Here is a 15,025-nt window from a genome sequence, read left to right as displayed (position 1 = left end):
GTATTTTTGTATAGAGGAATACCGCAAATGAGGTTATTATTGATCGTGATTGTTGCCATGTTGAATGGTGCATGCATGCAAACCACTGATTCGCATACCGCGCAGTCTGACACACGCCCACAGTCCGATACGCTCCCACGCAGCGGAGCGTCCACCGCGCTGGTCGACACGGCCACCTTCGCCGGCGGGTGCTTTTGGTGTACCGAAGCCCAATTCCAGCAATTGGCGGGCGTCGATACCGTGATCTCGGGTTACATCGGCGGTACGGTAGCTAATCCCACCTATAAACAGGTATCCACGGGGCGGACCGGCCATGCCGAGGCGATCAACGTGATCTATCAGCCGGAAGCCATTACCTATGACGAGTTGCTCGAAGCATTTTTCACGTCGCACGATCCCACGCAGCTCAACCGGCAGGGCGCCGATATCGGCACACAATACCGGTCGGCGATTTTTTATCACAACGATGAAGAACGGCAGAAAGCCGAATATTACATCCGGCGGCTCACCGATGAAAAGGTGTATGATCAACCTATTGTGACCACGCTCGAGCCCTATAACGCGTTTTATGTCGCAGAAGACGATCACCAAAATTACTTCAACCTCAATCCGGAGCAGGCATACTGTCAGTACGTCATCGTGCCTAAACTGGAAAAGTTTAAAAAAGTGTTTGCCGAACGGTTGAAGAAATAAACGTCCAAAAAAAAGCTTACCGTTTGTAAAAGATGTAATCCGTCAGCAGGGGCTCCAACCCTTGTTGCCTGAATAGGAGTGCCAGCTGTCCCCGGTGATAGGTAGAATGGTTGATGATATGGAATAGGATATCGCCAACCGTATTGGTGAAGGGTTGGCCATTGCTCGTGGTGTAGGCGACAGGATCGGTCAGTACACAGGTTTTCAGGATGCCCAGCGTCTGGTCGTAATTGCGCAGGTCGATTTCGGCCCATTCACCCAGCGGGCGGATTTCCCACACCCCATGCGTACTGGGTTGCTGCTGGATCCTGCTGTTCCAGATTTGGTGAGCGTTCAGGATGTGGCTGAACAAGCTTATTGATTTTTGGTCAACGGCCGTGGACGGTTCCATGAGCACCGCGGCCAACCGCTGGTTGCAGTAGCGGCTATAGGTAAACAATTCTTCGAAAAACGCGTTCGTCATGTTGGTATAAATCACTGGTTGAATCTCGGAATACGGTATCGGTAAGCCGGGTTATCCACGATCAGTACCCAATCGTGGCCGAAGCCCTGTGTCGGGGTGGTCACCTCAAGCTTCCCCGGGTTGTCGAATGTGCCGATGGCCGTGGTTTCAGCCGTGGCCGGATTGAACCACCATGCCCTGATGCGATCCGCCCCGATGGCCGACGTGTTTATCGTCATGGTTTTGCCAACGGGCATGTACACCATCAGGTAACTCCCGATGCGGTCTCTGAATGCGCAACTGTATGCCCCCAGTTCCCCTTGTCCACCGGCAATGAGACCCTGATCCGGCATACGATCGAGGAAGGGGCGCGATTCAATGAGTTGTCTGAGGTAACCGACCTGAAACGCACCGGGGCGATCGAGTGCTTCGGTCCAATACCGATCGGCATGATTGATCTTCTCCTCTCGTGCACTCCAGAATTGCCAGATGCTATGGTGGCCATAGGTGACACCGCACCCCCCCGCAAAAACCGATCGGTAGGTTTGCTTGCGCACATCATAATCATTGAAGTACCCATTTTTGGGGTCCCACGTTGGCCAGGGATTGACGGGGTGATCTTCGTAGTTCGGCTCTGCGTCCAGGGTGGGTTTCGTAGGGGTCATGTTCCGGTCGCGGGCAATCCATTCCCATACGGGCACGTCGTGTCCTGAACCGTGGCCGGATTGCATCATGTTGATATGCAGCCAAGGTTCCTGGTGGATCTGTTGCGAAGTAGAGCGCTCGCCGCCGGAAATATGGTAGGTGAGCAGCGCCTTCCCGGCCGTTGTTTCAAGGATGCCCTTGGCCATGGCACGCCAGATCGGACGGGCATCTGTCGCATCCTGCATAGCCGGCCGGTCACCACCCAAGATCCAGATGATGTTTTCTTGGTCTTTGTAGCGGCTGCCCAGCCACTTGCCGTAGTGATACGCATTGTCCGGATTGAAAATTTCCGGGCCGGTACCCCACATACGCGTTACCTTGTCGCCCCAGGTGGGAAGCAACCCGATGAATAACTGCCGTTCATGAGCCAATTGCACCGTATAGTCCACCAGGTCAAAATAGGCCTCGTTCGGTTTTTTCGGGTCTAGGTCTGCCAGCGGAATATGGCCGTATTGATTAGGCCGCCGCAGGCCGTCAAATTCTGCCAGTACGACGGCCTGGATGACATTGAATCCTTTGGCTTTGCGGTTGTCGAGGTATTGTTTGATCTCTTCCTTGGTAAGCCGGTGGAAGAGTTCCCATGCCGTGTCCCCCAGCCAGAAGAAGGGTGTCCCGTCTTCGTATTGTAGGTCACGTCCATTGGGCGTCGCCCCCACACGCCCGTGCTGCCAGTGGCGCTGTCCATAGGCGAGACTAATGGAGAAAAGGCCCAATAATATCAGTGTCCGGCATTTCATTGGTTTTGTTTTGTCTAAGCAAATATAACGATAAGTATCAATGTTCGTAGGTCCGTGCTGCCCTGGCGCTGCTGCAGGCCCTCACGGAGGTTCATCGGCGACGCCCAGCCGGAGCCGCTTTGACAGGTGGACCGTTTTTGGTACCTTTGCAGCTTCATATTAAAGGATAGATACCATGTTAAAAGGATTTTTCAACGTTCCAGCACCGGTGAACGAGCCAGTATTATCATATGGGGTTGGCAGCAAAGAAAGAAGTCGGTTGCAGCAAGCGCTGCAGGCTGCGCTTGCCGAGCAAGCAGACATACCGATGTATATCGGCGGCAAGGAGGTGCGTACCGATCGTAAGGTATCCATACACCCACCACATCGCCATCAGCACGTGCTCGGACATTACCATTACGGCGACAAAAGCCACGTCGAAGCTGCCATAGCGGCGGCTTTGGAGGCAAAAGCGGCGTGGGAGGACCTGCCATGGGAACAGCGTGCGGCCATATTTTTGAAGGCGGCTGACCTGATCGCCGGACCATACCGGTATAAGCTGAATGCAGCGACCATGCTGGGGCAGTCGAAAAATGCCTACCAGGCAGAAATCGATTCGGCATGCGAAATCGTGGACTTCCTGCGCTTCAATGTCCAATACATGAGCGAAATCTATGCTCAGCAGCCACCGGTGTCACCAAGGGGTATGTGGAATCGGGTAGAGCAGCGGCCGCTGGAAGGGTTTGTGTTTGCGCTTACGCCGTTCAATTTTACGGCTATCGCGGGCAATCTGCCGACGTCTGCCGCGATGATGGGCAATGTGGTGGTTTGGAAACCCGCCAATACACAGATTTTCTCGGCAAACGTGCTCATGGAGGTATTCCGTGAAGCAGGCGTGCCGGCTGGGGTGATTAACCTGGTTTATGTGGATGGCCCCGAAGCGGGGGACGTGATTTTCAAGCATCCGGATTTCGCAGGTATCCATTTCACGGGGTCGACGGCCGTTTTTCAGAACATCTGGAAGACCATCGGAGCGAATATCCATCGCTATCGTTCCTATCCCCGCATCGTGGGTGAGACGGGCGGCAAGGATTTTATCTTGGTACACGCCTCGGCTGATGTGTCGGCCGCCAATACCGCTATCGTACGGGGAGCATTCGAATATCAGGGGCAAAAATGCTCCGCCGCTTCCAGAGTGTATATCCCCAGGTCGCTGTGGCCGGAGCTGAAGGCACTGATGGTTAAAGATATTGCGTCATTTAAGATCGGTCCCACCGAGGATTTCAGCAATTTCGTCAATGCCGTGATCGACGAAAAATCCTTTGATAAGCTGGCAAAATACATTGATGCGGCGAAACAAGATCCAGACGCCGAGATCATCGCAGGGGGTACATACGACAAGCGCGAAGGGTACTACATCCACCCGACGGTCATCCTGGCCAAGCGGTCGGATTACGTGACGATGTGTGAGGAGCTTTTCGGACCGGTATTGACGGTGTATGTGTACGAAGATGATCAGTGGGAGGAAATACTCGGGGTAATCGATCGTACATCCATTTATGCGCTTACGGGTGCGGTGATCGCCCAAGACCGCTATGCCATCAGCCAGGCAACGCACGTGTTGCGACATGCCGCTGGCAATTTCTACATCAACGATAAGTGTACGGGGGCGGTGGTGGGCCAGCAGCCTTTCGGAGGCGCACGGGGGTCGGGCACCAACGACAAGGCGGGTTCGATGATCAACCTGCTGCGTTGGGTATCGCCACGTACCATCAAGGAGACGTTCGATCCGCCATCGGATTACCGGTATCCGTTTTTGGAACAGGAGTAAAACAAGAACGGGTGGCCAAGCGGCCACCCGTTCTTGTTTTTATATCTCCGTCTTTAACGGAATGCAAAGACTTTACCCAGTCCTTCCGAACCCGTAAAGGTGATGGCAAGGTCGATGATCTGTCCCGTGACGATGTCGATGACAACACCGTGCACAGCCAGGTCGTCTCGTTCTTTCCATGCATTCTGGACGATCGATGTGGCACACAGGTTAGAGACCTGTTCGGCCACATTCAGCTCAATGAGCCGGTTGACTTTCTGTTTTTCGTCTTCGATGGCATCGATCTCCTCGCTGTGGAGACGGTATACATCTTTAATGTGGCCGAGCCAATTGTCGATGAGTCCGAATTGCTTGCCGCTAAGCGCCGCTGCCACACCGCCGCATCCATAGTGCCCAGCCACGATCACGTGTTTTACCTTCAACACATTCACCGCATAGTCCAGTACGCTGAGCATGTTCATGTCCGAATGCACACATACGTTGGCAATGTTGCGGTGTACAAATACTTCTCCAGGTAAGGTATTGGTAAGCTGGTTGGCCGGTACTCGGCTGTCGGCGCAGCCGATCCACAGGATTTCAGGATGCTGTCCATGTGCCAATTGCTGGAATCTGCCAGTGGTGTCTTCGGCGACCAATTTCATCCATGTTCTGTTGCCTTCCAGTATTTTTTCAAATCCTGCTTTTAATAGGGGGTTCTCCAAATGCTTTTTATACATGGGTTTATTTTTTTAAACAATTATAACGGTTGTTTGATAGCTTTCTTTTTCAGTGAATCATTTTTTAAAATGGTTTGCGCAAAACGCTTGATATTGGGCACGTTTTTTTTGTTGACGATGCCCACCAGTTCCACGGTTTTTCCCTTGCTGGCCGCATTCTGCTCAAAGTCTTTGATCACCTCGATCACATCTTTATCAATAAAACGGCTTTGAGATCCATCAATGATGACATCGCTGATGCGCCTTGGTAAGCTGTACAAGGCTTTCTGTATGGCCGCTTTGTTGAGAAACGTCACTTCTTCTGCTAAGGTAAATGTTATTTTGGCACCATCCTCATTTTCTTCAATGTCATATTCAAAGGCATTGAAAAGGTTGTTCCGGAGGATGTAAAACATGGCGACCAATAGTCCCACCCCGACACCGGTAAGCAGATCGGTAAAGACGACGGCAACGATCGTCACCATGAACGGGATGAACTGGTCTAGTCCCTTATGCCACATTTGCTTGAAAATCTCGCCCTTGGCCAATTTATACCCCGTATGGAGGAGGATGGCCGCTAAGCTGGCCAATGGGATCAAGTTGATGACGGTAGGGATGAGGATGACCGCCAATAACAGCCATATGCCGTGCAACATTGCACTTTGTCTCGATCTCCCGCCGGCGTTTACGTTCGCAGATGACCGCACGATCACAGCCGTCATGGGCAGGCCGCCAAGTAACCCTGAACTCATGTTGCCAATTCCTTGTGCAAGCAATTCCCGGTTGGTCGGCGAAACGCGTTTAAATGGATCGATTTTGTCGACGGCCTCCAGACTGAGCAACGTTTCCAAACTAGCGATCACCGCAATGGTGATAGCCATTATCCAGACATCTTTGTTGATAATCTGGGTGAAGTCAGGAAAGGTAAACAATCCGAGAAACTCATTGAACGAGCTGACAACCGGGATGACCACCAAGTGATTCTGTCCAAGTGCTAAGTTGCTCCCAATCAATGACTGGCTGATCAATACCCCCATTACGACTACGACCAATGGCGCCGGCACGATGCTCAATTTCTTAAACCTGGGCCACAGGATCAATATCGCTAATGAAACGGCGCAAATGATGAATGCGCCATAATTGATGGCCCCAAAAGCTTTCTGTAATGCTGAAAATGTGTTTTCATTGTCGGCCTGCACAAAGCTTTCCTCTCCGAAGAACGAGGAGTCATACCCCACCGCATGAGGCAGCTGCTTGAGGATGATGGTAATCCCGATGGCTGCCAACATGCCGATGATCACGGCAGAAGGAAAATAGTTGCCGATCATGCCGGCGCGGATAACGCCCAGCGCAACTTGGATTATACCCGCGATCACCACGGCCAATAAGAACGTCTCGTACGCGCCCAACCGCTCAATCGCGCCAAAGACGATGACTGTAAGTCCTGCGGCCGGACCGCTTACGCTCAATTGTGAGCCACTGAAGGAGGCCACGACCAGGCCTCCGATAATTCCTGTTAATAATCCGGCGAAAAGGGGGGCTCCCGAAGCCATTGCAATGCCTAAACATAAGGGCAGGGCTACCAGGAAAACGACCACACTTGCCGGTAAATCATATTTCAAATCCCGCTTTGATAACTTCAAAATCGCGGATACTCGTGTACCAAACATACTGATATCATATTAATGTGCATTCATACTGAATCATCGGTCCTTGGGCGCAGCACACACCGACGACCGTAACGTCGGTTTGGACAAACTGCGTTCAACACCAGGGCTGAATGAGCCGATAAATGGATTGACGAACGGTTATGATATCAGCAATTGGGAGGGGGGGTAGGCACCGCCGGATAAAATGCGCAGGTATGATGGGCATCATCCAAAACGAAAACGGGGTGAACGGTGAAATCGGTCGGTGGCTGAAAATTAAAATAAGCGATTGACTTGGGGTAGTCGTTTCCAAAAATGTCCTTGACTTGGTCACCAAGGCCTGATTTTCCGTTGTTATTTTCGATTTCAAGCTGCATGACTACCTGCAATAACGCTTCGCGGTCAAAACCATGGAGGAAAATAGGCGCAGTAGCGATGAACATCTTTGCAAAAAAGATGGCAAAAAATAACTTTGCGTATAGTTTCCTTTTTATCTTAGTAGACATGCCTAATAACTATTCAGCCGATGCAAAAATATGAAAAAAAGCACGTGTAATTGCAAGAATGGGTCAAGATTGTTACAGAAAATGCAATAAAATAACATTTTGTTAATAAACTGATATTGAAAACCAACTATTTATCTGTTACTTTGTCGGTCACTATAAACGTTAAACACTTCTGAAGAAACGATGAAACACCGGTTCATTTTAGTATGCTTATCTGTTTTGCAAACGGGCTACCTGACCGCCCAGCAAGCAACCACCTGGCAGCCTGTCGGGGACAAAATCAAATCACCGTGGTCGGAAAAAATAGATGCAACCAATCCGCTTCCCGACTATCCGCGTCCGCAGCTGGTTCGCGAAGATTGGCAAAATCTTAATGGTTTGTGGGAATATGCCATCTCGCCCGGAAAACTGGGAAAACCGCCAGTCAACTACGATGGACAGTTACTGGTCCCCTACCCGGTGGAATCATCGCTCTCAGGTGTCGGCAAGACGGTGGGCCAAGATAGTTCGCTATGGTACCGAAAGACCATTGCCGTTGATAAGAACCTGCGCAAACAACGGGTGCTCCTTCATTTCGGGGCGGTGGACTGGAAGTGCGACGTCTATGTCAACGGCCAGCTGGCGGGATCACACGAAGGGGGCTTCGACCCCTTTTCCATCGATATTACGCCGCACCTAGCCAAAGGTGCTAAACAGGAGATCGTTGTAGGGGTGTGGGATCCCACCGATGAGGGACCACAACCGAATGGCAAGCAAGTGGTCAATCCGCATGGGATTTGGTACACACCGGTGACCGGTATCTGGCAGACTGTCTGGCTGGAGGGGGTATCCGAAACACACATCGTATCCACCAAGCACACACCCAATATCGATAACAATACGCTGTCGGTGCAGGCCGCCGTGGAGGGTGCCAAAGCAGGTGACCAGCTCCGTATCTCCGCGTGGAAAGGACAGGAGAAAATTGCTGAAGAAACGACCGCCGTGGGCACAGCCATCGCCCTGAAGATCGATAACCCCCAATTGTGGTCGCCGTCGGCTCCGTTTTTATACGATCTCAAAGCCGCTATCGTACGCAATGGCAAGGTCATCGACGAGATCACTTCCTATTTCGCCATGCGCAAAATATCCATGGGTGCAGATGTCAAAGGAATCCAACGGATGCTGCTCAACAATGAATTTACCTTCCAATACGGCCCGCTTGATCAAGGGTGGTGGCCGGATGGACTGTATACGGCACCTACGGATGAAGCCTTGCGCTTCGATGTGGAGAAAACCAAGGCCATGGGCTTCAACATGATCCGCAAGCACATCAAGGTCGAGCCCGCCCGTTGGTATTACTATTGCGACAGCATCGGCGTGTTGGTATGGCAGGATATGCCCAGCGGAGACCTGGGTGATAATCACTGGGATATGCGGCCGGGGATCACGTCCGGCAAACAGCACGACAAAGATCGCAGTCCCGAGTCGGAAGCCATCTACCGCAAGGAATGGAAAGCCATTATGGACGCGCTGCATAATTTCCCCAGCATTGTCGTATGGGTGCCGTTCAATGAAGCCTGGGGACAGTTCAAAACTACGGAGATCACGGAGTGGACGATGAAATACGACCCCTCACGCTTGGTAAACAGCGCCAGCGGGGGCAACTTCTTCCCGACCGGACATATCTTCGATATTCATAACTATCCGGATGCGGTCATGCCACGTCCCGAATTGTTCGGCGATAAGCGAATATTGGTGCTCGGCGAGTTCGGTGGCTTGGGTTTGCCTGTTGAAGGGCATACCTGGCAAAACAAAGATAATTGGGGCTATCAGAGCTTCAAGAATGCCGAGGAGCTGAAGCGCCGTTACCAGGGACTGGTGGATGATTTGGCCCGCTTGATACCCCTGGGGCTATCGGCTGCGGTGTATACGCAGACAACCGACGTCGAAGTGGAAACCAATGGGCTGATGACCTATGACCGCAAGGTGGTCAAAATGCCGGAAACGGAATTGAACGGGTTGCATCAGCGCCTGTATGATATCCGGATAGATTGATGATATATATCGTTTTATGGCTTGCAATGGCGGCGTCGATCTGCGCCACAGCGCAGCAGCGTCAGGAAAAGCCAAATGTGTTGGTGATCCTCGTTGATGATCTTCGGCCGGCGCTGGGGTGTTACGGCGATTCGATGGCGATCACGCCCAACATTGATCGGCTTGCAGCATCGGGCTTGCTGTTTGAGCGTGCCTATGCAAACCAAGCGGTCTGTGCGCCATCCCGCTATAACCTCTTATTGGGCAGCCGGTCAACGTCTACCGGTATATATGACTTCGGCCGGAACTTTCGGGATTTCTATCCCGAAGCGGTCACCTTACCTCAGTATTTCAAGCAGCATGGCTATCATGCCGAATCGATGGGAAAGGTCTTCCACATCGGTCATAACACGTACAACGATAGCCTTTCGTGGAGCGTACCCCATCATGCCGATCGGGTCATCGAATACCGGGATTCGGCAAGTACACACGGCAAATTTACCCGCGAAGAAGCCCTGTTTTCAAACTACACCTGGCAGGCAGCCCGCGCGCTCGCGCGCGGAGCAGCCTGGGAGTCGCCCGCGGTGTCCGACGATGCCTACGCGGATGGGCGGGTAGCCAATAGGGCGGTCGAACGGCTCCGGGCATTCAAAGCGGCAGCCGATCAGCCTTTCTTTTTGGCCGTGGGCTTCGCCCGGCCCCATTTACCCTTTTCGGTACCTCGGAAGTATTGGGATTTATATGATGCTGAAAAACTGCCCTTGCCGTCGGTGACCGATAAACCGGCAGGTGCGCCTCCCTACGCGGTAAAAAACAAGGAGGAGCTCAATCAGTACGCGCCCATTCCGGCGGAGCCCGCAGCCGAGTTGCTCCCGGATAGCCTGACCCGCCAATTGATCCATGGATACTATGCCGGGGTGAGCTATGTGGATGCCCAAATCGGCAAGGTACTGGATGAATTGGCATCCCTCGGTCTTGACGAGCGGACCATCGTGGTGCTGTGGGGCGACCACGGGTATTTATTGGGCGAAATGGGCATGTGGACGAAGCATGTCAACTACGAACTGGCTAATCGGATTCCGTTGATTATTGCGGCTCCGCAGGTCACCGGCGGCACGCGCACCCGGCAGCTGACCGAAACGGTCGACATTTATCCGACCCTGGCGGCGTTAGCGGGACTTCCGCAGCCGCGGGTCGAACAGCCCATCGACGGCATCAGCATGGTGCCGGTATTGAACAACCCCGATACGGTGTTGCGGAATCATGTGTATCACAGTTTTCCGAGAGGCGGGCGCTTGGGCAGGGCAATACGCACTGATCGTTACCGGCTGGTCGAATGGAAAGCCGTAGATGGCACTGGGGTGCCGGAGGTTGAGTTGTATGACTATGCCGAGGGCGCGATCGAAGAGCAGAATCGCGCCAATGATTTACCGGAGGTCGTCAATATGCTACAAACCCTATTGGCTGGACACCCAGCCCCCCTGCCGCCCCGACCGGAAAGCAAGCGGAGGCAATGACTTATTGCGGCTTGTGCTGCGCTAGGTATTCGCTTGGCGACATGCCAAACTGCTTTTGGAAATTTCGGCCGAAATGCGTCTGGGAGCTGTAACCCACCCGATCAGACACTTCATAGATTTTATACCCCCCTTTGCTGAGCAGTTCGGCGGCCTTTTTCAGGCGCGCGATGTTGATCAGGTCGTTGGGCGTGAGGTTGGATATCGCCTTGATTTTCCGGTATAAGGTCGGCCGGCTCATGTTCACTTTTTCAGCCAGGTGTTCCACATCGAAGCTTGCATTGGCCATGTGACAGCCAATGACCTCGTTCAGTTGTTCCAGGAAGTGCTCGTCTGCTTTGGTATGGGCCATGGTTTTGATGTGCGCAAGGGGCGAACTCGCGAAGTATTCCCGGATCTTATTTCGATTGGATAATAAGCTGTGCACCTGCGCATGCAGATGTTCCGGCGAGAAGGGCTTTTCGATATACGCGTCCGCACCCTGTTCCAGTCCCTCGATTTTCGATTGCAGCGTGTTTTTGGCCGTCAGCAAAATGATGGGGATGTGGCTATGCTCCACATCCGATTTAATACGGCGGCAGAGTTCATATCCATCCATTTCCGGCATCATCACATCGCTGACGATCAGCTGCACCGGATGGTCCGCCAAGATCGCGAGCGCTTGCCGCCCGTTTTCGGCCTTCAATACGTGATAGTCTTCACTCAGGTCGTCAGCAATAAATTCGAGTATCTCCAGGTGGTCATCCACCACCAATATAGCGGGTTTTTCTGTTGATAAATCCGTGTTCATACAATCATTTTGATGCGCGTTGTTGCATTAGGGGCAGCGTCAATACGAATACATTCAACCCGTTTTCTGAAGGCGCCAAATGAAGGTTGCCATTGTGGAGCTGTGCGAGCGAACGGGCGAGCGCCAGTCCCAGTCCGGTTCCCTGTTGGTCGTTGGTAGCTTTCAGCCGCACAAATGTCTCGAAGATCTTTTCACCCATGTCCATGGGAATGAGGTAGCCGTCATTCTTGACCACGATCGTCAATAGCACGTCCGTCGGCGTACCTTCCAGCAGGGACACGTCAATGCTGCGTTCGGCGTATTTGAGTCCATTGCCCAGCAAATTTCCGATGATCTGCGTCACCGCCTCTTTGTCCACCGCAGCGATGCGGGGCGCTTTTGGCAGCGTCAGCCGAAGGCGGATGTTTTTCTGCGCGGCCAGCAATTTGAAACCCGCGCAATTTTCACGGAGCAGTTCATGGATGTTGATGGGGGTAAAGGTCAGCCGATAGCCCGTCACCTCCGTTTTCCGGAAGTCAAGCAGCTGGTCGGTCAGCTCCAGTAACCGTTCGGTATTGCGTTCCATGGTTTGCAGGTGCTGTTTTACGCTGGGCAGCTCGTCTGCCTTTTTCAGCACCTTTTCCAAAGGGGCTTTGATGAGGGTGAGCGGCGTGCGGATCTCATGTGTCACATTGGTAAAAAAATCAATCTTTGCCCGGTAAAGTTCTTCCTCCTTCCGGTGCCGGATCAGTTCCAGCTTCCGCTTGTTTCGTTCGTGGGTCCGGCGATGGTAGCTCCGGATGGCATACCACGTGGCGCCGAGTACCAGTAGCAGGTAGAAGCCGTAAGCTGGCAGGCTCGCCCAAAAAGGGGGTAATATGGTAATGCGCAGCTGGGTCTCTTTGCCTTTGAATCCGCCCTTACTGTCTGCTACGTTTACCCTGAATAGGTAATCTCCCGGCGGCAATTCGGTGAAGTAAGCCTTCCGGTTGGTGCGGATATGCGTCCACGCCTTATCCAGTCCCTCCATCTTATAGGCATATTCCGTCATACCGGGCGATACGAAGCTCAACGCCGCAAAATCGATGCTGAAAGACGATTGATTGTGGTTGAGCTCCAGTTGGTCCGTAAACGTGATCGCTCGGGTAAGGGGCGATCCCGTTTGGTTGATTTCCAGCTCACGGTTGTAGACCTGCAACCCCGTGATGTATACCGGCGGTTGGTAGGTGTTTTCCCGGTAGTTGGCGGGGTTGAACCGGATCAACCCCCTCACGCTGCCGAAGTACAGCGTACCGTCCGGCGCCCGGTAGGCCGAATTGTAATTGAACTGGTCGCTGAGCAATCCGTTTGCCTTCGTAAATACTTTGATTTCCCCGGTTGCGGCATCAAAGCGTACCAGTCCCTTAGAAGTGGTTACCCACAGCTTCCCCTCGGCATCCTCCAGCATGGCTAGGATCAAATTGCTCGGCAGCCCGTGTGCCGTGCCATATCGAACAAAGCGATTGTCCGATGCATTCCATTTGCACAATCCGCCTTCCGTGGCCACCCAGATATGGCCGCCGCTATCCTCGATGATCCGGTTTACCCGATTACTGCCGATGCTGTTCGGTTCCTGAACATCGTGAGCAAACAACCTTGTTTCACCCGATTTGGGGTCGAAGCAATACAGGCCATCGCGCCAGGTGCCCGCCCAGATCCTTCCCTCGCTATCCTCAAATAACGTGGTATAGAAGATATAATCCGGAAGTTCAGGGATCAGGCGAAACCGCCGGTTCAGTCGTTCATATTCATACAGTCCCTTTCCGGTGGCCAGTAAAATCCGTCCCTTGCGGGTTTGATAGATATTGAAAATAAAATTGTTTTGCAATGCCCCATCTTGATTTTCGGCAGCGTAGTGCCGGATGACCTTACCGGTGTTCACGTCCAGCAAGTCCAGTCCGTGCTCGAATGTCCCCACCCACAGCGTATCCCCCGTCACCAGCAACCCATGGATATTGGAATAAGCCAGGCCCTGCGGGTCGCCCGTGGGCCGGTAGTTCGTCACCCGGCCGGTAGCCACCTCCAATTTGTTCAATCCGTCATCTTCCGTACCGATCCAGAGGTTGCCTTTTCGATCCGCGCAGATCTCCCTCACGGCGTTTCCCGAAATCGTATTCGTGTCACCCAATCCATCCAGCGGGAAAAACTTTTCAAAAAAGGTATTGCCCACCGCATAGTGGTTTATCCCGCCGAAATAGGTACCCGCCCAGATCCCTCCTTCTTTATCCTTGCAAAGGGTATATACGGCATTGTCCGACAGCGCCCAGGGGTCGCCGCGCTGCTTTCTGAGGTTTGTATGATATCCGCTGCCGTGGTGGTAGATGAAGATGCCCGATTCCGTGGCAAACCAGTATTCACCTGCTTGATTTTCGACGATATCCCGTACAAAGACATCCGCTCCGCTTGCATCACGGGCCAATAAATCTTCGTACCTGCCGGTATGGGTATCGAACAGTTTTACGCCCTGTTTGGTCGTGCCTACGAAGAGGTGATTTCCGCCGGTGCCGTATATCCGTTCTATCCATTGCGAGGTTACCTTGGGCGAATGGTCAAACAGGGGATATTGACCGATCAATCCCTTGGCCGGATGGTAATGCAGCAGGTCGCCTTGGCTGGTGCCGGCCCAGATCTCCCCCGACCCGGCTACCCAAAATGAACTGACGGCATGTTGCGACGGCTGGGTGATGGGGGTCAACCGGTCATCGGCGAAGGAATATCGGTACAGGGTAAGGTTATCGATAAACCACACATCACCAGCCCGGTCGGCTTGCATATCGATTATTTCGTTGACGATCATCGGGTGAAATAGCGAGAAGCACTCCGTTTTCGGATCGAAGAGGAAGATGCCTTGGTCGGTGCCCACCCATATGCGCCCGGTTTTGTCTGTATGCAGCGCCCGGATATAGTTGCTGCCCAGCCCGTTGGGTGTATTCGGGTCGCTGTGGAACACCTTGAACGAATAGCCATCGAAGCGGTTCAGGCCATCCTTGGTGCCGAACCACATGAATCCCAGTTCATCCTGCACACTACAGAGCACCGCATTGTTTGACAGACCGTTTTCCACTTGGTAATGCGTGAAATAATAGGGTTGCCCGTGCGCATGGCCAAATGCGGTCAAACATGCTATCAGGTATATCCAAGTCAGTCTCACTGTAAAGGTCCCCTCCGGTCAAGCCAAAGATAACAGGAAAATTGTATGTTCCCGCTATACTGTTTGTACCTCGTGTACCACTCATCCGACAGTGCTTCGAGACTCCTGCGGTATGCTGGCACCGTGCAGGCACGGTAACTCCACGTTGAGTCCACGTTTTGCCGCATAAAACGTGCTTTCATCGTGGACGCACGCCGACTGGACCCCGCCAGTATGGCGAAGCAGTCTTGGAGGAGTCTCGGAGCAGTAGCGCTTCTATCCCGAATGCATTTCGATGCGGGTATTCGGTGGATGCGGCGTGA

11 protein-coding genes are annotated in these 15,025 nt (G+C 52.9%); 4 read left to right on the top strand and 7 right to left on the bottom strand.

Annotated features, from left to right (window positions below):
• The first annotated feature begins 27 nt into the window (after positions 1 to 27).
• The gene (gene msrA / locus ACMGDE_RS01085) at positions 28 to 693 is read left to right on the top strand and encodes a peptide-methionine (S)-S-oxide reductase MsrA (protein WP_436830898.1); all 666 of its coding nucleotides are present in this window, start codon (positions 28 to 30) and stop codon (positions 691 to 693) included.
• Positions 694 to 709: 16 nt separating this feature from the next.
• Here msrA and ACMGDE_RS01080 read toward each other — a convergent pair whose 3' ends face one another.
• Both ACMGDE_RS01080 and ACMGDE_RS01075 read right to left on the bottom strand, forming a co-directional pair.
• Positions 710 to 1,156 (bottom strand): DinB family protein, encoded by a 447-nt coding sequence (locus ACMGDE_RS01080; RefSeq protein WP_436830897.1) that lies wholly within the window; start codon positions 1,154 to 1,156, stop codon positions 710 to 712.
• Between the two features lie 11 nt (positions 1,157 to 1,167).
• Positions 1,168 to 2,577, bottom strand: a complete 1,410-nt coding sequence (locus tag ACMGDE_RS01075; protein WP_436830896.1) for a glycoside hydrolase family 140 protein — start codon at positions 2,575 to 2,577, stop codon at positions 1,168 to 1,170.
• Between the two features lie 175 nt (positions 2,578 to 2,752).
• Here ACMGDE_RS01075 and pruA point away from each other — a divergent pair, with 175 nt between their 5' ends.
• Positions 2,753 to 4,387: an L-glutamate gamma-semialdehyde dehydrogenase gene (gene pruA, locus ACMGDE_RS01070; RefSeq protein WP_436830895.1), complete on the top strand. Its 1,635-nt coding sequence runs from the start codon at positions 2,753 to 2,755 to the stop codon at positions 4,385 to 4,387.
• 53 nt (positions 4,388 to 4,440) lie between these two features.
• Here the strand turns inward: pruA and ACMGDE_RS01065 are convergent, their stop codons facing one another.
• The 3 genes from ACMGDE_RS01065 to ACMGDE_RS01055 form a co-directional block, all read right to left on the bottom strand.
• Positions 4,441 to 5,103, bottom strand: coding sequence for a carbonic anhydrase (locus ACMGDE_RS01065; RefSeq protein WP_436830894.1), 663 nt, complete (start codon positions 5,101 to 5,103; stop codon positions 4,441 to 4,443).
• Between the two features lie 20 nt (positions 5,104 to 5,123).
• Complete coding sequence (locus ACMGDE_RS01060) at positions 5,124 to 6,752, bottom strand: SulP family inorganic anion transporter (protein WP_436830893.1); 1,629 nt, start codon at positions 6,750 to 6,752, stop codon at positions 5,124 to 5,126.
• Between the two features lie 146 nt (positions 6,753 to 6,898).
• Complete coding sequence (locus ACMGDE_RS01055) at positions 6,899 to 7,174, bottom strand: hypothetical protein (protein ID WP_436830892.1); 276 nt, start codon at positions 7,172 to 7,174, stop codon at positions 6,899 to 6,901.
• 246 nt (positions 7,175 to 7,420) lie between these two features.
• Between ACMGDE_RS01055 and ACMGDE_RS01050 the strand changes: the two genes are divergently transcribed.
• Both ACMGDE_RS01050 and ACMGDE_RS01045 read left to right on the top strand, forming a co-directional pair.
• The gene (locus ACMGDE_RS01050) at positions 7,421 to 9,271 is read left to right on the top strand and encodes a glycoside hydrolase family 2 protein (protein WP_436830891.1); all 1,851 of its coding nucleotides are present in this window, start codon (positions 7,421 to 7,423) and stop codon (positions 9,269 to 9,271) included.
• Positions 9,271 to 10,767 carry a sulfatase gene (locus ACMGDE_RS01045; protein ID WP_436830890.1) on the top strand — a complete coding sequence of 499 codons (1,497 nt, stop codon included), beginning with the start codon at positions 9,271 to 9,273 and terminating at the stop codon, positions 10,765 to 10,767. Before ACMGDE_RS01050 ends, ACMGDE_RS01045 begins: the two co-directional genes overlap by 1 nt.
• Position 10,768: 1 nt before the next feature.
• Here the strand turns inward: ACMGDE_RS01045 and ACMGDE_RS01040 are convergent, their stop codons facing one another.
• Positions 10,769 to 11,554: a response regulator transcription factor gene (locus tag ACMGDE_RS01040; RefSeq protein ID WP_436830889.1), complete on the bottom strand. Its 786-nt coding sequence runs from the start codon at positions 11,552 to 11,554 to the stop codon at positions 10,769 to 10,771.
• Between the two features lie 4 nt (positions 11,555 to 11,558).
• Positions 11,559 to 14,690 (bottom strand): ligand-binding sensor domain-containing protein, encoded by a 3,132-nt coding sequence (locus tag ACMGDE_RS01035; protein ID WP_436830888.1) that lies wholly within the window; start codon positions 14,688 to 14,690, stop codon positions 11,559 to 11,561.
• Positions 14,691 to 15,025: the final 335 nt, after the last annotated feature.

It is taken from the genome of Parapedobacter brassicae, from assembly GCF_051400755.1.
Taxonomy (GTDB): domain Bacteria; phylum Bacteroidota; class Bacteroidia; order Sphingobacteriales; family Sphingobacteriaceae; genus Parapedobacter.
This window is presented reverse-complemented; position numbering and strand designations above follow the sequence as displayed.

Bases quoted from the DNA above. Each gene is read 5' to 3' on its own strand.
- ACMGDE_RS01055 (WP_436830892.1), bottom strand. From the start codon at position 7,174: ATGTTCATCGCTACTGCGCCTATTTTCCTCCATGGTTTTGACCGCGAA.
- ACMGDE_RS01045 (WP_436830890.1), top strand. From the start codon at position 9,271: ATGATATATATCGTTTTATGGCTTGCAATGGCGGCGTCGATCTGCGCC.
- pruA (WP_436830895.1), top strand. From the start codon at position 2,753: ATGTTAAAAGGATTTTTCAACGTTCCAGCACCGGTGAACGAGCCAGTA.
- ACMGDE_RS01050 (WP_436830891.1), top strand. From the start codon at position 7,421: ATGAAACACCGGTTCATTTTAGTATGCTTATCTGTTTTGCAAACGGGC.
- ACMGDE_RS01060 (WP_436830893.1), bottom strand. From the start codon at position 6,752: ATGTTTGGTACACGAGTATCCGCGATTTTGAAGTTATCAAAGCGGGAT.
- ACMGDE_RS01075 (WP_436830896.1), bottom strand. From the start codon at position 2,577: ATGAAATGCCGGACACTGATATTATTGGGCCTTTTCTCCATTAGTCTC.
- ACMGDE_RS01040 (WP_436830889.1), bottom strand. From the start codon at position 11,554: ATGAACACGGATTTATCAACAGAAAAACCCGCTATATTGGTGGTGGAT.
- ACMGDE_RS01080 (WP_436830897.1), bottom strand. From the start codon at position 1,156: ATGACGAACGCGTTTTTCGAAGAATTGTTTACCTATAGCCGCTACTGC.
- msrA (WP_436830898.1), top strand. From the start codon at position 28: ATGAGGTTATTATTGATCGTGATTGTTGCCATGTTGAATGGTGCATGC.
- ACMGDE_RS01065 (WP_436830894.1), bottom strand. From the start codon at position 5,103: ATGTATAAAAAGCATTTGGAGAACCCCCTATTAAAAGCAGGATTTGAA.